Consider the following 26,096-nt stretch of genomic DNA (forward strand, 5'->3'; position numbering starts at 1 on the left):
GTCCGCCGCTCACGCGTGCTGCAGGTAGGCGAGCACGGCCAGTACCCGGCGGTGTCCGCTGTCGCTGGGCGGCAGCCCCAGCTTCAGAAAGACGTTGCCGATGTGCTTGCTGACCGAGCGTTCGGTGATGACGAGGGTCCTGGCGATGGTGGTGTTGTCGTGCCCCTCGGCCATCAACTGCAGCACCTCCCGCTCGCGCGGGGTCAGAGCGTCCAGGGGCGAGCCCGCGCGACGGGTCATCAGCTCCGTCACCACCTCCGGGTCGAGGGACGTGCCGCCGCCCGCGACCCGCTCCAGCGCGTCGAGGAACTCGTCGACCCGGCCCACACGGTCCTTGAGCAGGTAGCCCACCCCGCGGGCGCCCCCGCTGAGCAACTCGGCCGCGTACGACTCCTCGACGTACTGCGACAGCACCAGCACCGGCAGCCCGGGCAGCTGCCGCCGCGCGTCGAGCGCCGCGCGCAGCCCCTCGTCCCGGAAGAGCGGTGGCATCCGTACATCCAGTACGGCGATGTCCGGGCGGTGGGCCAGCAGCGCCGGAACAATCTCCGGGCCACTCCCGGCAACCGCGACCACCTCGTGCCCGACCGAGCCGAGCAGCAACACCAGCCCCTCACGCAACAACGCGTTGTCCTCGGCGATCACCACACGCACGGCAACTCCACGTTGGTCGTTCCCCTGACGGGGTTGGCTGGTCAGGGTGGTCGTAGGGACCGGGCGGGGGCCCGGTGACGGACACGGGCTCCGGCAGAGCGGCGCTTCGTGACAGCGGCCGGACGGACCGGTCGCGGCAGTCGCGGTCGCCGCTCCACGGGGAGCACGCTCGCGACCGCCGGACGGCCCGGCCGCAGCCGTCGCGGTCGCCGCTCCGCAGGCAGCACGCTCGCGCTTCCTAGCCCACCGTCTCGGCCGCGGGCTCCGCGGCCGTAGGCGCCTCGGGCGCGCCCGCGGGGCGGTGGCGGGGGAGGAAGGAGGCGAGGACGAAGGCCAGGACAGCGGCGCCCGCGCCGATCGCCATGACGGCCTTGAAGCCGTTCTCGGACGGCAGGGCGTGGCCGCCCAGGCTGATCGTCATCTGCGCGAGGATCACACCGGCAACCGCGCTGGCCACCGAGGTACCGATGGAGCGCATCAGCGTGTTGAGGCTGTTGGCGGCGGCCGTCTCCGACGCCGGCACGGCGCCCATGATGAGGGCCGGCATGGCGCCGTAGGCGAAGCCCACGCCCGCGCCGATGACGCAGGACACCAGGATCAGGTGCCAGACCTCGCTCATCAGCACGATGTTGAGGCCGTACCCGGCCGCCACGATGACCGCGCCGATCATCAGCGTGATCTTCGGGCCCCGCGCCTTGGTGATCAGGGCGGAGACCGGAGCCATCGCCATCATCACCAGGCCCTGCGGAGCCATCACCAGCCCCACGGTCATCATGGACTTGCCCAGGCCGTAGCCGGTCTGCGTGGGCAGCTGGAGAAGCTGCGGCAGGACCAGGGACATCGCGAACATCGAGAAGCCGAACGCGATGGAGGCCAGGTTGGTGAACAGCACCTGGCGGCGGACGGTGGTGCGCAGGTCCACCAGCGGCTGTGCCGTACGCAGTTCGAAGAAGCCCCAGGCCAGCAGGACCACGACCGCCAGGGCGAACAGACCCAGCGTGGTGCCGCTGCCCCAGCCCCAGTCGGCGCCCTTGGAGATGGCGAGCAGCAGCGAGACCAGCCCGACCGCCATGCCGAGCGACCCGACGAGGTCGAAGCGCCCGCCGGTGCGCACACGGGACTCCGGCACCAGGGTCAGCACCAGCGCGAAGGCGACGACGCCCAGCGTGGCCGAGGTCCAGAACAGCACGTGCCAGTCGAAGTGGTCCGCGATGAAGGCCGCGGCGGGCAGACCGAGCGCGCCGCCGACGCCGAGCGAGGCGCTCATCAGCGCGGTCGAGCCGGCCAGCCGCTCCGGCGGCAGCTCGTCGCGCATGATGCTGATGCCCAGCGGCACCACGGCGGCCGCCAGACCCTGCAGGCTACGGCCGACGATCATGGGGACCAGCGAGTCGCTGAGCGCGCAGACCACCGAACCGGCCACCAGCAGCACCAGGCTCACCAGCAGCAGGCGCCGCTTGCCGAACATGTCGCCGAGCCGGCCGGCCACCGGAGTGGCGACGGCGGCGGCGAGCAGCGTCGCCGTGACCGCCCAGGCCGCGTTGGACGCCGAGGCGTGCAGATAGACGGGCAGCTCGGGGACGATCGGAATCACCAGGGTCTGCATCAGCGACACGGTGATACCGGCCAGCGCGAGCACCGCGACCACGGCGTTCGAGCGCGACGGGGCGGATCTGCCGGCCTCGGCGGGCCGGACGGGGGCGTCGGACATGAGAGACGGGACCTTTCGTAGTACTGGTGAACGGGTACTGGTGAACGGACGGCTTTTAAGTCAAGTGCTTGACTTACATTAGCGGCGTGAAAGAGCGACGTGACAAGGCGGCCCACGCGGGACCTGTCCGTCAAGGCCGCGGCGCGCCCCGTAGGCTTCCCTGGCTGGACCTCGCCGCCCCGGTCGAGGACCTGAGGCGGTGCGCGGGACTGGCCGCCCCAGGGCGGTGCGCAGTCCCGGAGCGGTGGTGAGCATGGCGCGCAGGACGGCGCGGGCGGAGCAGGTCAGCGCGACGCGGGAGGCGATCCTGACCGCGGCGGAGCGGCTGTTCGCCGAGCACGGCGTGTACGCCGTATCCAACCGCCAGGTCAGCGAAGCCGCGGGCCAGGGCAACAACGCTGCGGTCGGCTACCACTTCGGCACCAAGGCCGACCTGGTCCGCGCGGTGGCACGCCGGCACTCCGCACCCATCGAGGCGTTGCGGGAACGGGCCCTGGCCACCGCCGAGGGCTCCGCCGACGTACGCGACTGGATCGACTGCCTGGTGCGCCCCGTGACCGAGCACCTGGCCGGCCTCGGCAGCCCCACCTGGTACGCCCGGTTCTGCGCCCAGGTGATGACCGACCCGGCGCTGCACGAGATCGTGGTCGAGGAGTCCCTGACCTCGCCGGCGCTGCGGGAGGCGATCGACAACCTGAACCGCACCCTGCCCGAGCTGCCCGCCGAGGTCCGTGCCGAACGCGGCCAGATGGTCCGGGCGCTGATCCTGCACACCTGCGCCGAGCGGGAGCGGGCCCTCGCCGAGGGCACCCCGACCCCGCGTGCCACCTGGAGCGAGGCCGCCACGGGGCTCGCCGACGCGATCGTGGGGCTGTGGCTGGCGCCGGTCACCCGCGCCCGCTGACCGCTCACGCATCGAAGGTCACCACGACCTTCTCCGCGGCCCCCGGGGTGAGCGCCAGCTCGAAGGCCCGGTCGGCCGCGGAGAACGGGACCCGGTGGCTGATGAGCTGCGCGAAGCGCTCGTGGTGCTCGATCAGCTGGGGCGTGACCTCGAAGATCTCGGTCGGATAGCCCTGGGAGGCGATGAGCGTCAGCTCGCTGCGCAGCATGCCCCCGAGGTCGATCTCGGACCCCTTCTTCTGTACGGCCACCATGACCAGCCTGGCGCCCCACTTCGCGGAGGCCACCACGGTGTTGAAGACGGCGGCGGCACCGGCGGCGTCGATGTAGAGGTCGGTGCCCGGCCGGGGCTGGCCGAGCGCGTTGGCACCCGCCCCGTGCAGTTCGGTCAGCCGGGCGGCGACATCCTCCTCGGCGGAGTTGATCACGGCGTCCGCGCCGACGGCGAGGGCCTTCTCCAGGCGTCCGGGCAGGACGTCGACCACCACCACGTGCTCGACCCCGCGCAGCTTCAGCCAGATGGTGGCCCCGAGCCCGATGGGCCCGGCGCCGAACACCACCACCTTCTCCTGCGGCCGGGCCCCGGACCGGTTGACGCAGTGCAGGGCGACCGCCATCGGCTCGTTGAGGGAGGCGACGCCGAAGGGGACGGTGTCGGGGAACACCGCGACACTCCGGCCGACCGTGGCGTTCTCCACGAGCAGGTACTCGCTCATGCCGCCGTACCGGCCGCCGCAGCCGATGATGCCGGTGGGCGCGTCCTGCGGATTGACGACCACACGGTCGCCGACCTTCAGCTCCGTGACCTCGGCGCCGACCTCGACGATCTCGCCGGCCGGCTCATGGCCCAGGGCGACCGGCACCAGCTCGCCGCCCAGGTGTGCCCGCGCCGGCATGCCTCCCATGTGCAGGAACGTGACGTCGGTGCCACAGATGCCGCACGCGCGGATCTTCACGAGCACGTCCTTCGGACCGGGCACGGGACGCTCGACGTCCACCACCTCGACCCTCCCGACGGCGCCGGTCTGTACGGACTTCATGGTGGCCATGGGGTGACTCGCTTTCCGGAGGTCAAGGGGCAAGGGGCAAGGGGTGAGCGGGGGAGGGGGACGTCCCCGGGCCGGGCGCCGGCCCCGGGGGAAGGGTCCGCCGGTCCGGCCCGGGGACTGCGCCGTGTTTCCGTCCCCACGGGTACGGCGCGCTGGGCCCGTCTCCGCTCGGAACGGGCCCTGTCCGGATGGGCTTGCTTGAGTTAGGCAAGCACATATGAGTTACTTGAGTCAAGCAAGCTCATTGGTATTGCTTGAGTCAGGCAAGCATGGGAGTAGGGTCATGATCATGCCCGCAGACCTCCGGACATCCGCCCGTGGTGGCGGAACATCTGCCCGCGACAGCGGAACGGCTGCCGGTGGCGGCGGACCGCACCTCCTGATCGCCGCCGGTGAACCGGACACCGCAGAACTGCTCGCCACCACCCTGGAGCTGGCGGGTTACTGGATCGGCGCGGCGGACACCGGGCCCGGCATCGCCCGGCGGCTCGGCGAGCGGCCGTACCAACTGGTGGTGGTCGACGCGGAGTTGCCGGGGCTGGCGGATCTGGCGCACACGGGGGCGGTCGCCTACCGCCCCCCGGTGCTCCTGCTCGCCGGCTGCGACGCGCTGCCCCGGCTCGTCCCCGCACTCGGCGCGGGTGAGCGGGACTGCGTCACCAAGCCGGTCCGGATCGCCGAAGTCCTCGCCAGGATCCAGGTGTTACTGCGCACCGGCGCCTCCGGTGACGAAGGGCGCCGGGGCGGTGCGCTGCACTATGCGGACCTGGTCCTGGACGACATGACCTGTCAGGCGCGCCGGGGGAGTCGCGCGCTCGACCTCAGTCCCGCCGAGTACCGGTTGCTGCGCCATCTCCTGGTCAACGCCCGCAAGGTGCTCTCCAAGGAGCAGATCAGCCGGTGTGTGTGGGGCGAGTTCCGGGGTGAGAACGCCATCGAGCAACTTGTCTCCCGGGTCAGGCGCAAAGTGCACCGGGATGGGTCCTCACTGATCCACACGCGCCGGGGCTTCGGCTACTGGCTCGGCAGTGCGACCTGAATTCCCCTCTATCTGAAGGCAGTTGAAGCTCCGGCCCGCCCTGTGATCCGCGTCACGTCAGGCTTCCGTCAGGAAACGAACCGGAAGTGGTCAGCCTCCTCTGTTTGCATGTGCTCATCCCGGAGTCCCCCACCACCGAGGAGACGTCATGGCCGACACCCTGGTCCCCGATTTCCCGATGCCGAGGGCGGCCCGCTGCCCCTTCGACCCGCCGCCCGCCCTTAGGGAGCTGCAGCAGCAGGCTCCCCTGGTCAAGGTGCGGCAGTGGGACGGCAGCGAGTCCTGGCTCGTCACCCGCCACGCCGACCAGCGCGCGCTCCTGGGCGACCCCAGGGTCAGCGCGGACCCCGACCGCCCCGGCTACCCGACCAAGGCGAGCCCGGGCGCCGGTGAGGGCAAGCTCAGCTTCATCATGATGGACGACCCCGAACACGCCCGGCTGCGCCGGATGGTGACGGCCCCCTTCGCCGTCAAACGCGTGGAGGCGCTGCGGCCCGCGGTCCAGCGCATCGTGGACGGCCTGATCGACGACCTGCTGGCCGGGCCCAACCCCGCCGATCTCGTCGAGGCGTTCGCTCTGCCGATCCCCTCCCTGGTCATCTGCGAACTGCTCGGTGTGCCCTACGCCGACCACGCCTTCTTCCAGGACCACACCAAGACCATGGTCCACCGGGACGCCACCCCCGAGCAGCGCGGACAGGCGAGCCGCGAGGTGGCCGCCTACCTCGCCGGACTCATCGGCGAACGCGTCACCCGGCCCCAGGAGGATCTGCTCTCCGGCATCGCCGGGCGGGTCACCGCCGGGGAACTGACCCACCAGCAGGCGACGGAGATGGCACTCCTGCTGCTCATCGCGGGTCACGAGACCACGGCCAACATGATCGCCCTCGGCACCCTCGCGCTGCTCCAGCACCCCGACCAGCTCGCCCTCCTGCGCGAGACCGACGACCCCCGCTTCATCGCCGGAGCCGTCGAGGAACTGCTGCGGTACCTGCACATCACCCACCTCGGCCGGCGTCGCGCCGTCACCGAGGACATCGAGATCGGCGGCCAGGTCGTCAAGGCCGGCGAGGGCCTGATCATGGTGAACGAGATCGGCAACCGGGACCCCGAGGTCTTCGCCGATCCCGACCGCCTCGACCTCACCCGCGACGCCCGCCGGCACGTCGCCTTCGGTTTCGGCGTCCACCAGTGCCTCGGCCAGCCGCTGGCCCGCATGGAGCTGCAGGTCGTCTACGGCACCCTCTACCGCCGCATCCCCACCCTGCGGCCGGCCGGCGCCCTGGAGGACGTGCCGTTCAAGCACGACGCGTTCATCTACGGCGTCCACGAGCTGCCGGTCGCCTGGTGACGGGACCCCACTGGAAGACGGAGGAGAAGACCATGCGTGTGGAACTGGACGAGCCCAAGTGTGTCGCGTCGGGGCAGTGCGTGCTGGCCGCCCCCGAGGTGTTCGACCAGCGGGACGAGGACGGCATCGCCTTCCTGCTGGACGAGACGCCCGGCGCTGACTCCCTCGACGGGGTCCGCGAGGCCGTCGCGGTCTGCCCGGCCGCCGCGATCCGCCTGGTGGAAAGGTGAACCGGATCGTCGTCGTCGGTGCCTCGGCCGCCGGGCTCGCCGCGGCCGAGACGCTGCGCCGCGAGGGGTACGACGGCACGCTCACCCTGGTCGGCGACGAGCCGCATCCGCCGTACGACCGGCCCCCGCTGTCCAAGCAGGTGCTGGCCGCCGAGTGGCCGCCGGAGCGGGTGCGGCTGCGCCCGCCCGCCGACCTGGACGCACTCGGCCTCGACCAGCGGCTGGGTGTGGCCGCGACCGGCCTGTCCGTGGCGGACCGCACGCTGCGGCTGGCCGACGGCTCGGCACTGCCGTACGACGGACTCGTCATCGCCACGGGTGTGCGTCCGCGCCGGCTGCCCGGCGAGGGCGCACACGTCCTGCGCACGCTCTCCGACGCCCTGACCCTCCGGTACCGGCTCCGGCCGGGGCTGCGGCTGGTGGTGGTCGGGGCCGGGTTCCTCGGTGCGGAGGCCGCCGCCGTGGCCTGGAAGCTGGGCGCGCGGGTGACGCTCCTGGAACCGGCACCGGTGCCGCTCGCGCACGCGGTCGGCGAGGAGGTGGGCCGGGTGCTGTCCCGGGCGCACCTGGAGCGGGGTGTCGACCTGCGCACCGGGGTCACCGTCACCGAGGTGACCGAGGACGGCGTGCGGCTCGGCGACGGCCGGGAAGTCGAGGCCGACGAGGTGCTGGTCGCAGTCGGCTCGCTGCCGAACACCGAGTGGCTGGCGGGCAGCGGACTCACCGTCGCCGACGGGGTCGTGTGCGACCAGTACTGCGCGGCGGCGCCGGGCGTGTACGCGGCGGGAGACGTGGCCGCTGGCACCACCCGCACTTCGGGGTACGGATGCGGATCGAGCACCGTACCAACGCGGCGGAGCAGGCCATGGCCGCCGCCCGGAACCTGCTCAACCCCGAGGCGGCCAAGCCGTTCGCGCCGGTGCCGTACTTCTGGTCGGACCAGTACGACCTGAAGATCCAGGCATACGGCTATCTGCGCGGACACGACGAACTCACCGTCGTAGGCGGCGACTTGACCGAAGGTCACTTCGTCGCCGCGTACCGCACCGGCAACCACCTCGCCGGAGCCCTCGCCGTCGGAATGCCACCCAAGACGATCCGACACTGGCGCCAGCCCGTCGCGGCGGGGGCGAGCTGGGGGGAGGTTGCGGGCTGACGGGCACTTGGTGCGAGGCGGTGGGCCGAGCCCGTGCCCGTGTCGGCCCGCGAGTGGTTGTGGGGCGGCCCGGTGCTCCGGCCCGTACCACGGTGGGCGTCAGGTGCGTGTCGTCAGCATGCTGGTCGCGTTCGCGGCGACGACCGCGCCGATGGCCGCCCACTCCGGTGCGCCGAGGGTCTGGCCGAGGACGATCCAGCCGACCACGGCCGCGAGGACCGGGTTGACGCTCATGAACAGGCCGAAGGTCTGCGCGGGCACGGTTCGCAGGGTGAGCAGGTCGGCGAGGTACGGCAGGGCCGAGGAGAGCACCCCGGCGGCGACGGCGCACAGCAGGGCCCCGGCCGTGGGCGGGTGGCGTACGGCGACGGCGATCCCGGCCGGGAGGAAGGCCAGCGCCGACACCGTCGCGGCGGCGGACGCGCCCTGGGCCCCGGGGATGCGGCGGCCGACGATCCGGTTGAGCAGGATGTACGAGGCCCAGCAGCAGGCGGCCACCAGGCCGAGGCCCATCCCCACGTAGTCGGTCGAGGGCTGCGGGCGCATCAGGACCACGACCCCGGCCCCCGCCAGCACCGCGCACCCCGCGTCCAGCCGGCGCCGGGACGCGGCCAGTGCGATGGTGAGCGGGCCGAGGAACTCCAGGGTCACCGCGAGGCCCAGGCCGATCCGGTCGACCGCGGTGTACAGGGTGAGGTTCATCGTGCCGAAGACCGCAGCGAGCAGCAGCACCGGCCACCACTGGCGCCAGGTGAAGGAGCGAAGGCGTGGCCGGCCGACGGCCAGCAGGACCAGCGCGGCGACGTACTGACGCATCGCCACCACGCCGAGGGGCCCGAGCACGGGAAAGGCCAGCGCCCCGATGGCCGCACCCGTCTGGTTGGACAGGCCGCTGCCGAACATGGTGGCGACCCCGGCCAGTCGCCGGGCCTGCGGCGCGGAGCCGGACGGGGTGGCGGTCGCGGTCCCGGTGGCAGGGCGTTCGAGAGCTTGAGGCATGTCCGGATGGTCCGCCACCAGGGTGCTTGCACATAATGCATGCACGGCCCGATCTATACGCTGAGCGTATGCATGACGCCGACACCATCGACCTGCGCCAGCTCCGCTGCCTCGTGGCCATCGTCGACGAGGGCACCTTCACCGACGCGGCCATCGCCCTCGGCGTCTCCCAGGCCGCCGTGTCCCGCACCCTCGCCTCCCTCGAACGGGCCCTGGGCGTACGGCTGCTCAGGCGCACCTCGCGCGCGGTGACCCCGACCGCGACCGGGCTGCGCGTGGTGGCGCAGGCCCGGCGGGTGCTCGCGGACGTGACCGAGCTGGTCCGGGAGGCCACCTCGGGGCACGAGCGGGTGCGGATCGGTTACGCCTGGTCGGCGCTCGGCCGCCACACCGTGGCCTTCCAGCGGCGCTGGACCGCCGCGCACCCCGGCACCGACCTGCTCCTGGTGCGCGTCAACTCCCCGTCCGCGGGGCTGGCCGAGGGCGCCTGCGATCTCGCGGTGATTCGCAGGCCGCTGGACGACCGGCGCTTCGACACCGCCATCGTCGGTCTGGAGCGGCGCCTGTGCGCGCTCGCCGCCGACGATCCGCTGGCCAGGCGCCGGTCGGTCCGGCTCGCCGACCTCACCGCCCGTACTCTCCTCATCGACCGCCGCACCGGCACGGCCACCCCCGAGCTGTGGCCGCCCGACGCCCGGCCGGCCGTCGAGGAGACGCACGACGTGGACGACTGGCTCACGGCCATCGCCGCCGGACGCTTCATCGGCGTGACCGCCGAGTCGACCGCGAACCAGTACCCGAGGCCCGGCATCGTCTACCGGCCGGTGCGCGACGCCGAACCCGTCGCCGTGCGCCTCGCCTGGTGGCGTGACGACCCGCACCCCGCCCACCAGGCCGTGCGCGAACTGCTCACCGAGCTGTACCGGGCGGGTTGACGCGGGCCACAGCGACAGCAGAAAGCGCGAACAAAATTGTTGACAATCTTGTTTGGCTAGATTTACGTTCGACAGGCACTCACTCAGGGAGGGCACACATGCCGAAGGAAGCCCGTCCGACCACCGGAGAGCAGGCCAAACAGCATGCGCTCGCGCAGCTGCGGCAGGCGATCCTGCACGGCGAGATGGCACCGGCCCAGCGGCTGGTGGAGAACGAACTCGCCGAGCAGTTCGGTGTGACGCGGGCCAGCATCCGGGCGGCACTGATCGATCTGGAGGCCCAGGGACTGGTCGAACGGATCCGCAACCGCGGCTCGCGGGTGCGGGTGGTGACCGTGGAGGAAGCGGTCGCGATCACGGAGTGCCGCATGGTCCTGGAAGGACTGTGCGCGGCGAAGGCGGCCGTCGCGGCGAGCGACGAGCAGCTGGCCGGGCTGGCCGACCTCGGCGCGGCGATGCAGAAGGCCGTCGCCGACGGCGAGCCGGTCACGTACTCCGAACTCAACCACCGACTCCACGACCGGATCCGGGAGATCTCCGGACAGCAGACCGCCGTCGAGCTGCTGGAGCGGCTGAACGCCCAACTGGTCCGCCACCGCTTCCAGTTGGCGCTCAGGCCCGGGCGTCCCCAGCAATCCCTGAACGAGCACCTGGCGATGATCGAAGCGATCAGGGCCAGGGACCCGCAGGCGGCCGAAGCGGCCGTCCGCGCCCACCTCGCCAGCGTGATCGAGGCGCTCAGCGACTGACGCGCCGCGCGCGGGACGCGGGGCGGGCGCGCACCTGTCCATCGAGGCAAGGGAGCCGCAGGGGCACACCCCTGCGGTGAACCGAGCCTGAAAAGGGAGATTTCCGCAATGACGCACGCCCACGCGCCCGTGCCCCCCACCCCACCACGTTCGACCCTGGTCGTCACCGCGCACGCCGGGGACTTCGTGTGGCGTGCCGGCGGAGCCATCGCCCTGGCCGCCGCCCGCGGGGAGAAGGTCACCATCGCGTGCCTCACCTTCGGCGAGCGCGGCGAGTCCGCCAAGGCGTGGCGTGAGGGGAAGAGCCTGGAGGAGATCAAGGCGATACGCCGAGCGGAGGCCGAGCAGGCCGCCGCCACCCTCGGCGCCGAGGTCCGCTTCTTCGACGCCGGCGACTACCCGCTCGTCGCCGGCCCCGAACTGACCGACCAGCTCGTCGCCGTCTTCCGCGAGACCCAGCCCGACGTCGTGCTCACCCACCCGGTCGAGGACCCCTACAACGGCGACCACCCGGCGGCCAACCGCATGGCTCTGGAGGCCAGGGTCCTCGCCCAGGCCATCGGCTACCCCGGCCCCGGCGAGATCATCGGCGCCCCGCCCGTCTTCTACTTCGAGCCCCACCAGCCCGAGATGAGCGGCTTCCGGCCCGAAGTCCTGCTCGACATCACCGAGGTGTGGGAGACCAAGCGCAAGGCGATGGAGTGCCTCGGCGCCCAGCAGCACCTGTGGGACTACTACACCGACCTCGCCGTCCGCCGCGGCGTCCAGCTCAAGCGCAACGCGGGCCCCAACCTCGGCCTGCCCCACAAGACCATGGCCGAGGCCTACATGCGCCCCTACCCGCAGGTCACCAAGGAGCTGGTATGAGCGGCCTGATCGTCACCGACCCGCCCAAGGCCGACGCCGAGGACGTCGAGTCCCTCGCCGGGTACGGCGTGGCCACCGTGCACGAGGCCATGGGCCGCACCGGACTCCTGCCGACGCGGCTGCGCCCGATCCAGCAGGGTACCCGGGTCGCGGGCACCGCGGTCACCGTGCTGTCCTGGCCCGGCGACAACCTCATGATCCACGCGGCCGTCGAGCAGTGCGGCGTGGGCGACCTGCTGGTCGTCACCACCACCTCGCCCTCCACCGACGGCATGTTCGGCGAACTGTTCGCCACCGCGCTGAAGCGGCGGGGTGTGCGCGGCCTGGTCATCGACGCCGGCATCCGCGACACCCAGGAACTGCGCGAACTCGGCTTCCCCGCCTGGTCGGCGGCCGTCTCGGCGCAGGGCACCGTGAAGGCGACCGGCGGCTCGGTCAACGTACCCGTGGCCGTCGGCGGTCAGCTGATCAGGCCCGGTGACGTGATCCTCGCCGACGACGACGGAGTCGTGGTCGTGCCGCGCGAGAAGGCCCGCGAGGCCGCCGCGGCGTCCGAGGCCCGCGAGGCCAAGGAGGCCGCCTCCCGCGCCGCCTTCGTCGAGGGGCAACTCGGCCTGGACCGCTACGGGTTGCGAGACAAGCTCGCCCGACTGGGCGTCACGTACACGACGTACGAGGACCATGTCCGGGACGGAGCCGGGACGTGAGCGGGCCCATGGAGGTGCGCTGCATGCTGATGCGCGGCGGCACCTCCAAGGGCGCCTACTTCCTGGCCGGGGACCTGCCCACCGACCCGGCCGCCCGCGACGACCTGCTGCTGCGGATCATGGGCAGCCCCGACCCACGCCAGATCGACGGACTCGGCGGCGCCCACCCGCTCACCAGCAAAGTGGCTGTCGTCTCCGCGTCCGACGCCCCCGACGCCGACGTGGACTACCTCTTCCTCCAAGTGGTCGTGGACCGGGCCGAGGTGAGTGACCGTCAGAACTGCGGGAACATCCTCGCCGGAGTCGGCCCGTTCGCGGTCGAGCGGGGGCTCGTGGCCCCCGGCGACGGCGAGACCTCCGTACGCATCCGCATGCTCAACACGGGGGAGCGGGCCGTCGCCACCTTCCCCACCCCGGGCGGGCGCGTCGACTACACCGGGGACGCCGAGATCTCGGGCGTGCCCGGCACCGCGGCCCCCGTGGTGATCGAGTTCCCGCCCTCGGGCACTCCGCTGCTGCCCACGGGCCGCGTCCGCGACACCGTCGCCGGTACCGAAGTGACCTGCGTGGACAACGGGATGCCGACCGTGCTCATCCCGGCGACCGCGCTGAAGGTCACCGGATACGAGGAACCCGAGGACCTGGAGGAGGACCTGGCGCTCGCCGACCGCCTCCACGAGATCCGGCTGGAGGCGGGTCGGCTGATGGGGCTCGGTGACGTCGAGACCGCCACCGTCCCCAAGCTCACGCTGCTGGCCCCGCCCCGCGCCGGCGGCGCGGTCACCACCCGCACCTTCATCCCCGTCCGCTGCCACACCTCCATCGGCGTGCTCGGCGCCGCGAGCGTGGCGGCCGGGCTCAGGCTGCCCGGCGCGGTGGGGGAGGAGATCGCCCGGCCGCCCGAGCGCGGCGACCGTGTCCGCATCGAGCACCCCACCGGCTTCCTGGACATCGAGGCGGCCGTCGATGCGGCTGCCTCCCCGCCCACGGCGCGTCGTACCGCCGTCGTCCGCACGGCCCGAAAGATCATCGACGGCATCGTCTTTCCACGTGCCGCCGCACCCGCACCCGTACAACCCCTTGGAGGCAACGATGGCTCCGCCGCTCGGTGACATCGCCCATATCGGCCACGTCGAGCTGTTCACCCCGGACCTGGACGCCAGTGTCGCCTTCTTCACCGACTACCTGGGGCTCACGGTCAACGGGGAGGACGGGGACACCGTCTATCTGCGCACCTTCGACGACTACGAGCACCACAGCCTCGTCCTCACCGCCCGGGACCAGCCCGGCCTCGGCCGGCTCGCGCTGCGCACCTCCGGAGAGGAGGCCCTCCACCGCCGTATCAGGGCGATCGAGGCGGCAGGAGGCAAGGGACGGTGGGCCGAGGACGAACCCGGCCTCGGCGCGCTGTACGTCACGACCGACCCGGACGGACACGAACACGCCCTGTACTGGGAGAGCGAGCACTACCAGGCCCCCGACGAGCTGAAACCGGCGCTGAAGAACCAGCCGCAGGCGAAGCCCAACCGGGGCGTGGGGGTGCGCAGGCTCGACCACGTCAACTTCCTCGCCGCCGACGTGCTCGCCAGCGCCGAGTTCCAGGAACACGTGCTCGGCGCCCGGCCCACCGAGCAGATCAGGCTCGACACCGGGCGGATCGCGGCCCGCTGGCTGACCTTCACGAACAAGTCGTACGACGTCGTGTACACGGAGGACTGGACGGGCTCGACCGGCCGGCTGCACCACATCGCCTTCGCGACGGACACCCGCGAGGACATCCTGCGCGCCGCCGACCTCGCGATCGACACCGGCGTCTTCATCGAGACCGGCCCGCACAAGCACGCCATCCAGCAGACGTTCTTCCTCTACGTCTACGAGCCCGGCGGCAACCGCGTCGAGCTGTGCAACCCGCTCACCCGGCTCGTGCTGGCCCCGGACTGGCCGCTCATCACCTGGACCGAGGCCGAGCGGGCCAAGGGGCAGGCCTGGGGGTTGCAGACCATCGCGTCCTTCCACACCCACGGCACACCACCGGTGGGCTGACCGCCGACGCCCGCGTCCCCACGACGGCGGCTCATTGTCGATGAGATTGTTGACAAAAATGTTGACGTTGACGTGGTGGGTCCTTAGCGTCTGCCCCACTCACTGATCCCCTCCAGGGAACGCCTCCTGGACGAGAGGAAAACAAAGATGTCCTCCTCCCTCGCCCCCTCCGCTCGCGGCAGCAGACTCGCGCTGCTGGTCGTCGGTCTGTGCTGGCTCGCCGTCCTGTTCGACGGCCTCGACATGTTCATCTACGGCTCGGTGCTGCCCCACCTGCTGGCGACCAAGACCTTCGGCCTCACCCCCGACCGGGCCGGCGACCTCGGCAGCTACGCCACCTTCGGCATGCTGGTGGGTGCCCTGACGGCGGGCACCGTCGCCGACCGGATCGGCCGCAAGAAGCTGATGGTCGGCTGCGTCACGCTGTTCTCGCTGGCCTCCGGCGTGTGCGCGATAGCCGACAGTGTCACGGTCTTCGGCCTCGGCCGGACCCTGGCCGGTGTCGGCCTCGGCGGTCTGCTGCCCACCGCGATCAGCATGGTCTCCGACTACGCCAGGGGCGGCCGCGGCGCCTTGACCATCGGCGCGCTGATGACCGCCCACCACGCCGGCGGCATCCTCTCCGCCTACGTGGCCAAGTGGCTCGTGGAGCCCGTCGGCTGGCGCTCCGCGTTCTGGGTCTGCGTGCTCCCGTTGCTCTTCGTCCCGGTGCTCGCCAAGGTGATGCCCGAGTCGCTGAGCTTCCTGGTCGCCAAGGGCCGCACCGAGGAGGCCCGCGCGCTGGCCGACCGCTACGTGGTCGAGCTGCCCGCCGCGGCCGGCAAGAAGACCTCCGCCGACCGCTGGGACGCCCTGATCGACCTGTTCCGCGGCGGCGAGTGGCTGCAGACCCTGCTCTACTGGCTGGCCTCCTTCGGCGGACTCCTCCTCGTCTACGGCGTCGCCACCTGGCTGCCCACCCTGATGCGCGGCGAGGGCTACAACCTCGGCTCCGCGCTGACCTTCGTGGTCCTGTTCAACCTCGGCGGCATCGTCGGCATGCTGGTCGCGGGCCGCGCCGCCGACCGCTTCGGCGCCCCGCGCATCTCCGCGCTCTGGTTCGCGCTCACCGCCGCCGGTGTCTTCCTGCTCAGCGTCCACATGCCACTCGGCGTGACCTTCCTGGTCGTCTTCCTCACCGGCGTGTTCCTCAACAGCGCCCAGACGATGATCTACGCGACCGTCTCCATCCGCTCCACCCCGGCGGGCCGCGCCACCGCCGTCGGCTGGACCTCCGGCATGGGCCGCTTCGGCGCCGTCTTCGGCCCCTGGCTCGGCGGTCAGCTGCTCGCCGCGGGCAACGGCGACTGGGGCTTCACCGCCTTCGCCCTGGCCGGTGTGTCGTCGATGGTCTTCATCGGCCTCGCGGCCCTGCGCTCGGCCCGGCGCCCGGAGCGCAGCGGTGCGGAGCAGCAGCTCATCGCCGCCCATTGACCGGCACGGTGCCGCGCCCGGATCCCGGGTGCGGCACCGCCGTCTCCTCACTCGCCGGGCGGCTCCACGTCCAGACCCGTGCACGCCAGCTTCCCGCCCACCTCGGCGCAGGCCTCCACGCCCTTGGGTGAGCGGACGGCGAGCATCGGGCTGGTGTCCTCGGCGGACTCGTTCGCGGGATAGCTCGCCGACAGCACGTCCTGCCCGGCCCGCACCGACACCTCCCGCGCCATCGGGGTGCGCACCCGTACCTCCGACCACGCGGTGCCGCAGCCGGGGGAGTAGCGCAGCCGGACGTCGTAGTCGGTGTCGGTGACCGTGCTCTTGGTCTGCGCGTCCCGGGCGCACACCGACGCGTCGGGCAACTGGCCCTGGCAGGAGCGCGCGTGGCAGCGCGGCACGGTCAGGAAGGTCTGCGCGGTGGGAGCGGGGGAGCCCTGCCGGCCGGAGACGGTGACCGTGGCGGCCACCGCGGCGGCCGTGCCGAGCAGCGCGAGCGCCGACAGCGGAAGCCATCGCGAGCGGGACCGGCCCGCCTTCTCCGGCGGACTCGGCGCGGGCGGCTCCTCGGCCGCCTCCCACACGGCCCTCACGGCTGCGGGATCGGCGCCGGCCAGTCGGCTCAGTGCCTCCACCGCGGCCCACGGGGGCCGTTTGGTGCCGGTCAGATAGCGGTGCCAGGCCGACTTGCTGTACGGGGTGCGGGCGGCCAGTGCCGCCAGGCTCAGTCCCGTACCGTCCTTCAGTTCGCGCAGTCTCACCACCAGTGGCTTGTCCGGCGTGGTCGGTTCTTGGGGATGCCGCATCGTGCGTCCCTCGACTCCCATTCCGCTATGGGCGCTTTCGCCCCTGTTGTCGGAATGGCTGCCCAGGAGATCGGGATCCGCAACACCTGATGAGGTATGAGGACGGTGAGGCGTGTGCACGCCGAAGGCCTGTTCGGGAGAAGGGGGTTCCCGAGCAGGCCTTCGACGGTCAGGAGGTGCGGGTGTGCGTGGTCGTCAGCACCACGGGACGGCGGTGCGTCCGGTGCGGACGTAGCGGGCGGAGACGTAGCCCCGGTGGTGCGGGAGCCGGTACCAGACGTGGTTGCCGTACACCCCGGAGCCGTACGTCTTGCAGCGGAGCGTGAGCAGCCGGTGCGTGTGCCGGTGCCCGATCACCCGGTAGTTGGTGCCCGGGCCGGAGCGGACGTTCAGCCGGAGGCGGTGCGTGGAGACGCGGCCGAGGACGGGCAGGGTGCGGCGGTACGACATGCCCTGCGCGACCGCCCGCGCCACTCCCGGAGCGACGAGGTGGTGGATGTGACGCGTGCGGTACCGACGGTGGTGGACGCGGTGGACGGAGCGCTTGGCGTGGTGGCGGTGGTGCTTGGCGTGGTGCGTGGAGTGCTGGGCCGTGGCGCTGGGCACCGGGCGTGGAGCGGTGGTCGCGCTCGCCGAGGCGGCCCCGGCCGCCGTGGGCAGGACCGCGAGCACCGCGACGATGGCCAGCACCCCGCTCTTGAGAGTCCGTCGGATCATGGAAACCTCCGGCTGTCGTTCGTGACCACGAACCGTGATCACAACAGCCAGCGTTGCCGTGACGGACCGTCACGATGCCGTTCCCGCGTCCCGTGGGACGCCGGGGACGTTCCCGGGGACGGGCGCCACCCCGCAGCTCAGCCCATCTGGTCCTGAGCCGACAGGTGTTCCACCGTCCTGCCCGTCTCCGTGAACGTCCGCGTGACGTGCCCCGAGGAGTACACCCACAGGATCCGCAGCGGGGTGTCACCCACATTGCGGAACAGATGGGGGAGGGGTGACGGGATGTAGGTGGTGTCGAACCGCTCCAGCCTCGTCACCTCGCCGTCCACCCACACCTCGGCCTCACCCTCCAGGACGGTCACGTGCTCGTCGCAGTTGTGCGAGTGAAGGGGCGCACCGGAGCCCACCGGATACACGCTCATCCCGCTGGTGATCCGGTTCTCCCCGCCGGCCGACGGCGTGGTGATCAACGGGGTCGTCACGACGGCCCCGCCACGGTCGAGCAGGGGCACGGACGCGGCCTTGATGATGGTGGTCATGCCGGACGACGTTAGGTCGCCGTCCGGTGAACGGGAGGCCTCCGGCGTGCAGTTTTACCTTGCATTCCGAGACGGGTGAGCTTTTCGGACACGGCTGTACCTTCACCTGGCACCGCACGGCTGACGACCCGTGCCCGTAACGCGCCGGAAAGAAAAGGCAGGTACCGGGAAGATGAGGCTCCCCGTTCTCAGCGAAGAGAAAATGACTGCGCGCCAGCAGGAGCTGGCCGCCCGGATCGCCGGTCGCCGGGGTGCCGTCCGCGGTCCCTTCCGGGTCTGGCTGCACAGCCCCGAGATGTGCGAGCGGGCCGAGTCCCTCGGCGCCTTCGCCCGCTTCGACTGCAGCCTCCCCGGGCAACAACCGCGTCTACAAGTCCATGAACCTCAACCATCGCAGGTTCTATCCCGACGGGGCGGCCGCCGAGACGGGGGAGTGGCTCGGCACCGACCTGCACCGGCTTCCCCGACTGGCTTCCTTCGCCGAGCCGTTCGGCATGCACACCGAGACGGTCGACACCACGGACGCGCTCATACCCGCGCTGGAGCGCGCCCTGAAGGCCGTGGCCGAGGGCACCGCCGCCGTCGTCGACGTCCTCGTCACCCGTTGACCCAGGAGGCACCCGCCATCATGTCCACCACACCATCGAAGGTCCTGGTCCCCGACGACGACCTGCGCGCCTTCGCAGCGGCCCTCCTGGAGAAGGGCGGCCTGAGCGCCGAGCACGCCCGTACCACCGCCGATGTCCTCGTCTGGGCCGCGCGGCGGGGCGTCGACTCGCACGGCACCGCACGTGTCCCCGTCTATCTGGATCTGCTCGCCAAGGGCGTGGCCAACGCCGCTCCGCGGATCACCGTAGAGTCACCCACCCCGGCCGCCGCCGTCCTCGATGCCGACCGCGCCCCTGGCCCGGTGGCCCTCGGTGCCGCCGCGGACGAGGCCGTACGGCGCGCCCGGGAGACCGGCATCGCCTCCGTCGGCGTACGGCGCACCGTGCACACCGGCGCCATCGGCTACTACGTCTCGAAGGTCGCCGAACAGGGCCTGGTCGGTATCGGCTTCGTCGCCGGCATGCCCAACATGGGCTACACCGGGGTCAAGGGCGCCGCCGTCGCCACCAGCCCGCTCGGCATCGCCGTACCGGCTCGTGAGCACGCCCCGCTGCTGCTCGACATGGCCACCGCCACCATCGCCCTCGGCAAGATCCGCCAGGCGAGGGCGAACGGCACCCCGCTGCCCGACGGTGCCGCGGCGACGCAGGACGGCACCCCGACCACCGACCCGGAGCAGGCGGCCATGCCGCTGCCGCTGGGCGGTGCCAAGGGATCCGGTATGTCCCTCGCCTTCGAACTGCTCACCAGCGTGCTCGTCGGCGCCCCGATCTTCTCCGCCTTCCATTCGGACGACCCGCAGGGCCGTGAGCATCGTCAGAACGCCCTGCTGATCGCCCTCGATCCGGCGGCCTTCGGCGACCCGGACGCCTTCGTCGCGGCCGTGGACGACACCCTGGCCACCCTCAAGGCCCTGCCGGTCGCGGACGGCGCGGACGGGGTGTTCTACCCCGGTGAACGCAGCGCGTCGGTGGCCGAGGAGCGGGGTGCGAAGGGCGTGCCGGTGGCGCCGAAGGTGTGGCGGGAACTGACCGAGCGCGCCGAGCGGTTGGGGGTCACGCCGCCGTCCCTGTGACCTGCGCCGCCCCGAGACGGCCGGCCGTTCGGAGGGGGAGCGGCCGGCTCCGGCCGCCCCGGTAACTTACTTAAGTTACGCAACCATATGGTAAACTCGTGGGTATGTCCACGGAACCGCTGCCCGACGTCCCGCCCGCCTCTCCCGAGGTCATCGATATCGAGCGCGCCCTGACGCGCATCACCTACCTCGCCACCCGTGCCCGCCAGCACGAGCGGCTGATGGCGCTGGCCGAGGTGCCGCTGGACCGGGCCGCGGTGGCGCTGCTGCGGCAGATCGCCGACTCCGAGCCGCTCAGACCGGGGGAGCTGGCGCAGCGGCTGGGCGTGGAGGCCTCCCATGTGACACGGACCGTGCAGCAGCTGCAGCGGTCGGGGTACGTCACCCGGGTCCCCGACCCCGACGACCGCAGGGCCCAGCGGATCCAGCTCACCGACGCCGGCCGTGAGGCCGTCGCGCGGATCCGGGAGGCCGGGGCCCGCGGGATGCAGCTGGCCCTCGCCGACTGGCAGCCCGAGGAGCTGCGGCAACTGGCCACGCTCTTCCACCGTATGGTCGACGACTTCCTCACCTACGCGGTCGAAGACGAGTCCGGCCAGGAGTCCGACGCCCCGGTGGCGACGGGATGACGGCGGCGGCCCGGCCGTTCCTCCCGAAGCGGCGGTCCCGGTGCCTACCGTCAAGTAATATCCGGCGGCAGGACACCAGAGGAGGAACCGTGCCCCGGTCCGAACGCTCACCCCTGATGCTGGCCGGCCTGCTGGCCGTGGCCGGGGTCGCCCACTTCGCCGCCCCGCGGCAGTTCGACGCCACGATTCCGAAGGCGCTCCCGGGCTCGCCCCGGGCATGGACCTACGGCAGCGGGGTCGTGGAACTGGCCCTGGCGGCCGGAGTGGCCTCGCCCCGGACGCGCGCCGTGGCCGCCAAGGCGGCCGCCGCCTTCTTCGTCGGGGTGTTCCCCGCCAACGTGAAGATGGCCGTCGACTGGCGGCACCGGCCCGCGCCGCAGCGGAACGCGGCCCTGGCCCGGCTGCCCCTTCAGGTGCCGCTCGTGCTGTGGGCCCGTGGAGTCGCGAAGAACGGAGAGGGACAGTCGTGAGCGAACGTATCGAGGTCGGGGACAAGGTCGATGACTTCGCCCTGCCGGACGAGACCGGCACCACCCGGAAGCTCACCGAGCTGCTGACCGAGGGCCCGGTGGTGCTCTTCTTCTATCCTGCCGCCCTGACGCCCGGCTGCACCGCCGAGGCCTGCCACTTCCGCGACCTCGCCGCGGAATTCGCCGCCGTCGGCGCCCACCCGGTCGGCATCAGTGGCGACAGCGTCGAACGGCAGCAGGAGTTCGCCGGCAAGCACACCCTCGGCATGCCGCTGCTCTCCGACGCAGACGGAACGATTCGCGAGCGGTTCGGGGTCAAGCGGGGCTTCACGCTCGCACCCACCAAGCGGGTCACCTACGTCATCGCCCAGGACCGCACGGTGCTGGAGATCGTCCGCAGTGAGCTGCGGATGAACACCCACGCCGACCGGGCCCTGTCCGCACTCCGCGCCCACCAGGGCTGAAGCGGGCCGCCGTCGCGCTTGATGCCCCGGAACAATCGCATCACCCTTGGGCATATGGAGCGTGTCGCGGCTGCGGCGATCATCGATGCCCAGGGCAGGGTGGCAGGGTGGAGCGAAGGCGCACGGCTGCTCACCGGCCGTACGGCGCAGGAGGTCGTCGGCCGGCCGGCGACCGACCTGCTCGCCGAGGACTTACCCTCCTGCACGCTCGCCGCGCAGGCCGGGACCCTGGTCCTGCGGCACCGCGACGGACGCCGGGTCGAGCTGGCCCTGACCGCCTGCCCGGTCCTCGGCCCGGACGGCGCGCCGACCGGATACGTGGTCACCGCCGACCCGCTGGTCCCGGCCGCTGCCGAGCTGGCGGCCCAGGCCTTGCAGCAGGCCTCCACGTCCATGTCGGTCTTCGACCTCCAGCAGCGCTATCTGCGCGTCAACGCCGCCGCCTGCCATGTGATGGGCGTACCGGAGGCGACGCTGGTCGGCCGTTTCTACCCCGAGACCGTGGAGGACGCCGAGCACAGCCGGGGGTTTCTGCGTCATCTGCGCCAGGTCGCCGAGACCGGCCGGCCGCTGCGCTACGAGAGCTTCACCAGCGCCCCCGCCCTGAACCGGGATCACGCCTGGAGCATCGAGATGTGGCCGCTGCGGGACGCCTCCGGCGAGCCGACCGCGGTCGCCCTGGCGGCCTTCGACAGCAGCGAGCAGTACTGGGCCCGTCGCCGGCTCGCCCTCCCCCGGACGAACTCCTCACCCACCTCGACGACCTGGTCTCCCACCTGGCCTCCGACGACAGTGGCGAGGAGGTCGCCGAACTCGGCGCCACCTGCCTGTACGCCGTCTACGACGAGGGCGGCCGCGGACTGCTGCGGGTCGCCCAGCTCACCCAGCGCTGGGGCAGCCGGCAGACGGGCAGCGGCAAGACGATCTGGGCGGAACAGCCGCTGCCCGATGCCTGATCACTGGAACGGGCAGCCCGGGTTCGGGGCGTCCTCCGAGAACGGAGAGCCGTGCGGCAGCACATAGAGCACATCGAGGACGAGCGGGGTGTCGCCCAGGTTGCGGCCGAGGTGGACGTTGCCCGGGCCGGGCGGCTCCTGGATCGTCGAGCCCTTCCGGTACACGCCGTCCGAGGCGCAGGTGGAGTCGAAGTGGCTGAGGGTGCCCTGCTTCACGAAGCCGTACAGCGGACCGTCGTGGTAGTGCCATCCGGTGCTCTGGCCGGGCGGGATCGTGATCTCCCGCAGGGTGTAGTCGGTGCCGCCGACGGTGGTCTGGGCGATGATCCGGGCCGTCACCCCGGGCCCCGGCGGGGTCGCCCCGGCGGTGCCGCAGGTCAGGACGGTGGCCGCGGTCAGCACGCCGGTGACGGCCAGGCGGAGTGCGGTGCGCATGCGGGAGCCTCCTTGGACGCGAGGGGTACCGACGCGAACATAGGCCCACAGAGGGTGTGTTGGGGACGGAATCCGGTGATCCGGTTTTCCGGAAACCGCTCCTCCCGACGGCGTGGGTGTCGCTCCGTCTCCTGTGAAAGCGGGAACAGAGCTTGAGCAACCTCCCTCGTCCTGAAGACGTGAGTTCACTCGTCGTCGCGGAACGAACCCAAGTGGCCGACGACGTCGTGGCACTGACGCTCGGTCATCCCGAGAACCGGCCGCTGCCCGAGTGGCGGCCGGGCGCCCACATCGATCTGCTGCTCGACGACGGACTCGTCCGCATCTACTCCCTGTGCGGGGACCCCGCCGACCGTGCCTCGTGGCGCATCGGTGTCCTGCGGACCGTGGACGGCCGCGGCGGCTCCGTCCTCGTCCACGACAAACTGCACGTCGACACGCGCGTGCGGGTGCGGGGACCCCGCAACACCTTCGCCCTCCGGCCCGCCCGGCGCTACCTCTTCGTCGCCGGTGGCATCGGAATCACGCCGATCCTGCCGGTGGTCGCCGCGGCAGCGGCCGCCGGCGCGGACTGGCGGCTGCTGCACGGCGGGCGGTCCCACTCCTCGATGGCCTTCCTCGGTGAACTCGCCCCGTACGGCGACCCGGTGGCGGTGCGCCCGCAGGACCGCCACGGCCTGCTGGACCTCGACGCCTTCGTCGGCGAGCCCGACGACCACACCCTGGTCCACTGCTGCGGCCCCGAACCGCTCCTGGCCGCGGTGGAGCGGCGGTGCCGGGTCTGGCCCGCCGGGACGCTTCAGGTCGAGCGGTTCCGGGCGCGGGAGCAGCAGGCGCCGGCCGGGGACCGTCCCTTCGAGGTGGTCTGCTCGGAGCCCGGTGTCACCGTTCAAGTGGCGCCGGGAGACAGCGTGTTGCGGGCAGTCCGGGCGGCCGGGGTCTCCGCCCTGTCGTCGTGCGCCGAGGGAATCTGCGGCACGTGCGAGACCGAGGTGCTGGAGGGGGTGCCCGACCACCGCGACTCCGTGCTCGGCGACGAGGAGCGGGCGTCGGGCGAGACGATGATGATCTGCGTCTCCCGCGCCCGCACTCCCCGACTCGTCCTCGATCTGTGACCCGCCCCATCGGAAGTCCAAGCGCCGGAGGTAATCGATGCCCCTTCCCGCAGAGGTAGTGGATCTCAGCCCGTCGAGCAGCAGGCTGGGCGGCTCCCGGCAGCTCACCGGGCATCTCGCCCGCCCCGCCGGTGACGGCCCCTGGCCCGGTGTCGTGGTCGTCCACGAGGCCCTCGGCGTGGACGAGGTGATGCTCCGTCAGGCCCGGCGGCTGGCGGACGCGGGCTATCTGGCGCTCATGCCGGACCTGTTCACCCAGGGCGGCGCGCGCCGCTGCCTGGTGGCCACCATGCGAGCCGCACTATCGGGCAAGGGACGCGCCTACCAGGACATCGAGGCGGCCCGCGACCACCTCGCCGGACACCCCGACTGCACCGGAGCCGTGGGCATCATCGGCTTCTGCATGGGCGGCTCCTTCGCCCTGATGACCGCAGGCCGCGGCCGGTTCGACGTGGCCGCCGCCAACTACGGCCTGCTCCCCAAGGACCTGAACGCCGTCCTGGCCGACGCCTGCCCCGTCGTGGGCAGTTACGGCGGCCGCGACCGCATGCTCCGGGGAGCCGCCGCCCGGCTGGAGACGGCCCTGGACCGGCTCGGCGTCGTCCACGACGTCAAGGAGTACCCGGACGCCGGCCACTCCTTCCTCAACGACGCCGAAGTCGGCCCGAGGCTGCTGCGCCCGCTCCTGCGGGTCACCGGAATGGGACCGCACCCCGCATCCGCCGCCGACGCGTGGCAGCGCATCGAGACCTTCTTCGACACCCACCTCGCCGCCAGGAACACGGAGTCATGAGCACCGCAGAGACCGAGCAGACCACCGCGACGCCCACCACCGAGCAGGGCTGGTACGTCGACGACCGCTGCCTGAACTGCAACATCGCCCGCCAGTACGCCCCCGGCATGATCACCTACGCCGCCGGCGGCGAGTACGGCGGCATCTCCCGGGTCGTACGCCAGCCGGAGACCGAGGAGGAGGTGCGGCTGATGTACCGCGCCGCGCACGCCTGCCCCACCCGGTCCGTCCACCCGCCCGCACTGCAGTCCGCACACGGCCTGACACCCACTCAGGCGGGCCTGCTGACCGCACCCATGGCGCTCGTCCCGGCCGTCATGGCACCCTTCACCGGCCGCCTGTCGGACCGGGTGAGCGCCAAGTACCTGTTGATCGCCGGCCTGTCGGGGATGGCCTCGGGGCTCGTCCTCGTGGCGCTGCGGACGGGCTCCGGGACACCGCCCTGGCAGCTGCTACCCGGGCTGCTGCTGACCGGACTCGGGATGGGCCTCGTCCTCGTCCCCGTGAACAACGTGGCGATGCGGACCGTCCGTGCCGAACTGCGCGGCGCCGCCTCCGGTGTCTTCTTCACCGGGCGCCAACCGGGCTCGGTGCTCGGCAGCGCGGCCGTCGGCGTCCTGCTCCAGGCCCGCATCGCCGCGCGCGTGGCCGACGCGGCGAACACCGCGGCCCAGCGCCTGTCCGCCCGCTACCGAGCCGACTTCGCCACGAGTCTGCGCGGCACGGCGGAGACGAGCCAGGCGGGCGGCGCGCGCATCCGGCTGCCCGACAGCCACCCGGCCCACCTGCTGCCCCAGGCACAGGACCCCGCCGCACAGGCCGTGCGGGCCGGCCTCGCCCGTGCCGCGGCGGACACCCTGGTGCTGGTGATCGCGGTGCTGCTCCTCGGCGTACCGGCGGCTGTCGGGGTGCCGGGGAGGAGACCCGTCCCGGTCGACCCCGACACCGCGTGACGCGCACCGGCGTGCGCGGTCACTCCCGGCCGTCGTCGGCGGCGACCTGGGCCAGGGTGCGTCCCGTGCGCACCGAGCGGGCCCGGCGGGGATCCGGGGTGCCGTGCGCCTGGGCGCGGGCGGGGCCCTTGCGGACCAGGAGCCAGGCGTCCTCCTCGCCCTGGCCGGTGCGGAAGCGGGTGAGGGCGTACTCGCCGTGCAGCTTGGCTCCGTGCAGCCGGAAGGTGGCGTGTCCGTCCTCCAGCGACTCGGCGAAGTCCACCGGACGGCCCCGGCGGTCGTGGCTGAGCGGCTCGTACGTCCCGTGGTCCCAGACGATGACGGTGCCGCCGCCGTACTCGCCCTTCGGGATCACGCCCTCGAAGTCCTCGTACTCCAGCGGATGGTCCTCGGTGGGCACGGCCAGCCGCTTGTCCCCCGGATCCGTGGAGGGGCCCTTGGGGACGGACCAGGACTTCAGGACGTCGTCCACCTGGAGCCGGAAGTCGAAGTGCATCCGGCGCGCGTCGTGGATCTGCACCACGAACCTGGGCTCCTCGCCCCCGGACGCCGCCGCCTTCCCCGACGGCTCGCGGGTCCGCTCGAAGTCACGCTTGCCGCGGTAGGTACGCAGCCGGTCCTCCGTCGCCATGTGCGGCTCCTTCCGTGCGTCCGCCTCAAGGCTCC

28 protein-coding genes and 2 pseudogenes are annotated in these 26,096 nt (G+C 72.2%); 21 read left to right on the forward strand and 9 right to left on the reverse strand.

Annotation, left to right across the window (positions count from 1 at the left end):
• Positions 1 to 9: 9 nt before the first annotated feature.
• A complete protein-coding gene (locus CRP49_RS32935; RefSeq protein WP_097256629.1) occupies positions 10 to 654 on the reverse strand; it encodes a response regulator transcription factor in 645 nt (214 codons plus the stop codon).
• A 238-nt stretch (positions 655 to 892) separates the two neighbouring features.
• Positions 893 to 2,365, reverse strand: a complete 1,473-nt coding sequence (locus CRP49_RS32940; RefSeq protein ID WP_097256630.1) for an MFS transporter — start codon at positions 2,363 to 2,365, stop codon at positions 893 to 895.
• A gap of 253 nt (positions 2,366 to 2,618) precedes the next feature.
• Between CRP49_RS32940 and CRP49_RS32945 the strand changes: the two genes are divergently transcribed.
• On the forward strand, positions 2,619 to 3,269 hold the full coding sequence (locus tag CRP49_RS32945; RefSeq protein ID WP_097256631.1) for a TetR/AcrR family transcriptional regulator: 651 nt from the start codon (positions 2,619 to 2,621) through the stop codon (positions 3,267 to 3,269).
• 4 nt (positions 3,270 to 3,273) lie between these two features.
• On the opposite strand, the gene CRP49_RS32950 is transcribed toward CRP49_RS32945, so the two are convergent.
• On the reverse strand, positions 3,274 to 4,317 hold the full coding sequence (locus tag CRP49_RS32950) for a zinc-binding dehydrogenase (RefSeq protein WP_097256632.1): 1,044 nt from the start codon (positions 4,315 to 4,317) through the stop codon (positions 3,274 to 3,276).
• A 289-nt stretch (positions 4,318 to 4,606) separates the two neighbouring features.
• On the opposite strand from CRP49_RS32950, the gene CRP49_RS32955 reads away from it, so the two are divergent.
• From CRP49_RS32955 to CRP49_RS32970, 4 genes and pseudogenes are all read left to right on the forward strand, one after another.
• Positions 4,607 to 5,356, forward strand: a complete 750-nt coding sequence (locus CRP49_RS32955; protein WP_097257666.1) for a response regulator transcription factor — start codon at positions 4,607 to 4,609, stop codon at positions 5,354 to 5,356.
• Positions 5,357 to 5,504: 148 nt separating this feature from the next.
• Complete coding sequence (locus CRP49_RS32960) at positions 5,505 to 6,707, forward strand: cytochrome P450 (RefSeq protein WP_097256633.1); 1,203 nt, start codon at positions 5,505 to 5,507, stop codon at positions 6,705 to 6,707.
• A gap of 32 nt (positions 6,708 to 6,739) precedes the next feature.
• Positions 6,740 to 6,937 (forward strand): ferredoxin, encoded by a 198-nt coding sequence (locus tag CRP49_RS32965; protein WP_097257667.1) that lies wholly within the window; start codon positions 6,740 to 6,742, stop codon positions 6,935 to 6,937.
• Positions 6,934 to 8,093, forward strand: a pseudogene (locus tag CRP49_RS32970) (NAD(P)/FAD-dependent oxidoreductase). The gene CRP49_RS32965 and the pseudogene CRP49_RS32970 overlap by 4 nt, the downstream one beginning before the upstream one ends.
• Positions 8,094 to 8,192: 99 nt before the next feature.
• Here CRP49_RS32970 and CRP49_RS32975 read toward each other — a convergent pair.
• The gene (locus CRP49_RS32975) at positions 8,193 to 9,092 is read right to left on the reverse strand and encodes a DMT family transporter (RefSeq protein ID WP_097257668.1); all 900 of its coding nucleotides are present in this window, start codon (positions 9,090 to 9,092) and stop codon (positions 8,193 to 8,195) included.
• A 68-nt stretch (positions 9,093 to 9,160) separates the two neighbouring features.
• Between CRP49_RS32975 and CRP49_RS32980 the strand changes: the two genes are divergently transcribed.
• From CRP49_RS32980 to CRP49_RS33010, 7 genes are all read left to right on the forward strand, one after another.
• A complete protein-coding gene (locus CRP49_RS32980; RefSeq protein ID WP_097256634.1) occupies positions 9,161 to 10,027 on the forward strand; it encodes a LysR family transcriptional regulator in 867 nt (288 codons plus the stop codon).
• 98 nt (positions 10,028 to 10,125) lie between these two features.
• Complete coding sequence (locus CRP49_RS32985) at positions 10,126 to 10,776, forward strand: GntR family transcriptional regulator (protein WP_097256635.1); 651 nt, start codon at positions 10,126 to 10,128, stop codon at positions 10,774 to 10,776.
• 108 nt (positions 10,777 to 10,884) lie between these two features.
• On the forward strand, positions 10,885 to 11,643 hold the full coding sequence (locus CRP49_RS32990; RefSeq protein ID WP_097256636.1) for a PIG-L deacetylase family protein: 759 nt from the start codon (positions 10,885 to 10,887) through the stop codon (positions 11,641 to 11,643).
• Entirely contained in the window at positions 11,640 to 12,350 is a 711-nt protein-coding gene (locus CRP49_RS32995) for a 4-carboxy-4-hydroxy-2-oxoadipate aldolase/oxaloacetate decarboxylase (protein ID WP_097256637.1), read from the forward strand. Before CRP49_RS32990 ends, CRP49_RS32995 begins: the two co-directional genes overlap by 4 nt.
• A complete protein-coding gene (locus tag CRP49_RS33000; protein ID WP_097256638.1) occupies positions 12,347 to 13,462 on the forward strand; it encodes a 4-oxalomesaconate tautomerase in 1,116 nt (371 codons plus the stop codon). Before CRP49_RS32995 ends, CRP49_RS33000 begins: the two co-directional genes overlap by 4 nt.
• The gene (locus CRP49_RS33005; protein WP_097256639.1) at positions 13,443 to 14,393 is read left to right on the forward strand and encodes a VOC family protein; all 951 of its coding nucleotides are present in this window, start codon (positions 13,443 to 13,445) and stop codon (positions 14,391 to 14,393) included. The genes CRP49_RS33000 and CRP49_RS33005 overlap by 20 nt, the downstream gene beginning before the upstream one ends.
• A gap of 147 nt (positions 14,394 to 14,540) precedes the next feature.
• The gene (locus CRP49_RS33010) at positions 14,541 to 15,866 is read left to right on the forward strand and encodes an aromatic acid/H+ symport family MFS transporter (protein ID WP_097256640.1); all 1,326 of its coding nucleotides are present in this window, start codon (positions 14,541 to 14,543) and stop codon (positions 15,864 to 15,866) included.
• 47 nt (positions 15,867 to 15,913) lie between these two features.
• Here CRP49_RS33010 and CRP49_RS33015 read toward each other — a convergent pair whose 3' ends face one another.
• From CRP49_RS33015 to CRP49_RS33025, 3 genes are all read right to left on the reverse strand, one after another.
• The gene (locus CRP49_RS33015; RefSeq protein ID WP_179851826.1) at positions 15,914 to 16,672 is read right to left on the reverse strand and encodes an XRE family transcriptional regulator; all 759 of its coding nucleotides are present in this window, start codon (positions 16,670 to 16,672) and stop codon (positions 15,914 to 15,916) included.
• Positions 16,673 to 16,867: 195 nt separating this feature from the next.
• Positions 16,868 to 17,389, reverse strand: coding sequence for a hypothetical protein (locus CRP49_RS33020; RefSeq protein WP_097256642.1), 522 nt, complete (start codon positions 17,387 to 17,389; stop codon positions 16,868 to 16,870).
• 137 nt (positions 17,390 to 17,526) lie between these two features.
• A complete protein-coding gene (locus CRP49_RS33025; protein ID WP_097256643.1) occupies positions 17,527 to 17,931 on the reverse strand; it encodes a cupin domain-containing protein in 405 nt (134 codons plus the stop codon).
• Between the two features lie 377 nt (positions 17,932 to 18,308).
• Between CRP49_RS33025 and CRP49_RS33030 the strand changes: the two genes are divergently transcribed.
• The 6 genes and pseudogenes from CRP49_RS33030 to CRP49_RS33055 all read left to right on the forward strand — a co-directional run.
• The gene (locus CRP49_RS33030; RefSeq protein ID WP_257033566.1) at positions 18,309 to 18,539 is read left to right on the forward strand and encodes a hypothetical protein; all 231 of its coding nucleotides are present in this window, start codon (positions 18,309 to 18,311) and stop codon (positions 18,537 to 18,539) included.
• A gap of 20 nt (positions 18,540 to 18,559) precedes the next feature.
• A complete protein-coding gene (locus CRP49_RS33035; protein WP_097256644.1) occupies positions 18,560 to 19,615 on the forward strand; it encodes an Ldh family oxidoreductase in 1,056 nt (351 codons plus the stop codon).
• Between the two features lie 104 nt (positions 19,616 to 19,719).
• Positions 19,720 to 20,244 carry a MarR family winged helix-turn-helix transcriptional regulator gene (locus CRP49_RS33040; protein ID WP_097256645.1) on the forward strand — a complete coding sequence of 175 codons (525 nt, stop codon included), beginning with the start codon at positions 19,720 to 19,722 and terminating at the stop codon, positions 20,242 to 20,244.
• A gap of 89 nt (positions 20,245 to 20,333) precedes the next feature.
• Complete coding sequence (locus CRP49_RS33045) at positions 20,334 to 20,714, forward strand: hypothetical protein (RefSeq protein ID WP_097256646.1); 381 nt, start codon at positions 20,334 to 20,336, stop codon at positions 20,712 to 20,714.
• Entirely contained in the window at positions 20,711 to 21,178 is a 468-nt protein-coding gene (locus tag CRP49_RS33050) for a peroxiredoxin (protein ID WP_097256647.1), read from the forward strand. Before CRP49_RS33045 ends, CRP49_RS33050 begins: the two co-directional genes overlap by 4 nt.
• 54 nt (positions 21,179 to 21,232) lie before the next feature.
• Positions 21,233 to 21,871 (forward strand): annotated as a pseudogene (locus CRP49_RS33055) (PAS domain-containing protein); the annotation flags it as partial.
• Positions 21,872 to 22,134: 263 nt separating this feature from the next.
• Here CRP49_RS33055 and CRP49_RS33060 read toward each other — a convergent pair.
• The gene (locus CRP49_RS33060; protein ID WP_097256649.1) at positions 22,135 to 22,569 is read right to left on the reverse strand and encodes a cupin domain-containing protein; all 435 of its coding nucleotides are present in this window, start codon (positions 22,567 to 22,569) and stop codon (positions 22,135 to 22,137) included.
• Positions 22,570 to 22,748: 179 nt separating this feature from the next.
• Here CRP49_RS33060 and CRP49_RS33065 point away from each other — a divergent pair, with 179 nt between their 5' ends.
• The 3 genes from CRP49_RS33065 to CRP49_RS33075 are packed head-to-tail and all read left to right on the forward strand — an operon-like array spanning position 22,749 to position 25,430.
• Positions 22,749 to 23,684 (forward strand): PDR/VanB family oxidoreductase, encoded by a 936-nt coding sequence (locus CRP49_RS33065; RefSeq protein WP_097256650.1) that lies wholly within the window; start codon positions 22,749 to 22,751, stop codon positions 23,682 to 23,684.
• Between the two features lie 37 nt (positions 23,685 to 23,721).
• Entirely contained in the window at positions 23,722 to 24,477 is a 756-nt protein-coding gene (locus tag CRP49_RS33070) for a dienelactone hydrolase family protein (protein ID WP_097256651.1), read from the forward strand.
• Positions 24,474 to 25,430, forward strand: a complete 957-nt coding sequence (locus tag CRP49_RS33075; RefSeq protein WP_097256652.1) for an MFS transporter — start codon at positions 24,474 to 24,476, stop codon at positions 25,428 to 25,430. Before CRP49_RS33070 ends, CRP49_RS33075 begins: the two co-directional genes overlap by 4 nt.
• A 19-nt stretch (positions 25,431 to 25,449) precedes the next feature.
• Here the strand turns inward: CRP49_RS33075 and CRP49_RS33080 are convergent, their stop codons facing one another.
• Positions 25,450 to 26,061, reverse strand: coding sequence for a DNA polymerase ligase N-terminal domain-containing protein (locus CRP49_RS33080; RefSeq protein ID WP_097256653.1), 612 nt, complete (start codon positions 26,059 to 26,061; stop codon positions 25,450 to 25,452).
• Between the last annotated feature and the right edge of the window lie 35 nt (positions 26,062 to 26,096).

The sequence above is a fragment of the Streptomyces sp. Ag109_G2-15 genome, assembly GCF_900215565.1.
In the GTDB taxonomy this organism is placed as follows: Bacteria; Actinomycetota; Actinomycetes; order Streptomycetales; family Streptomycetaceae; genus Streptomyces; species Streptomyces diastatochromogenes.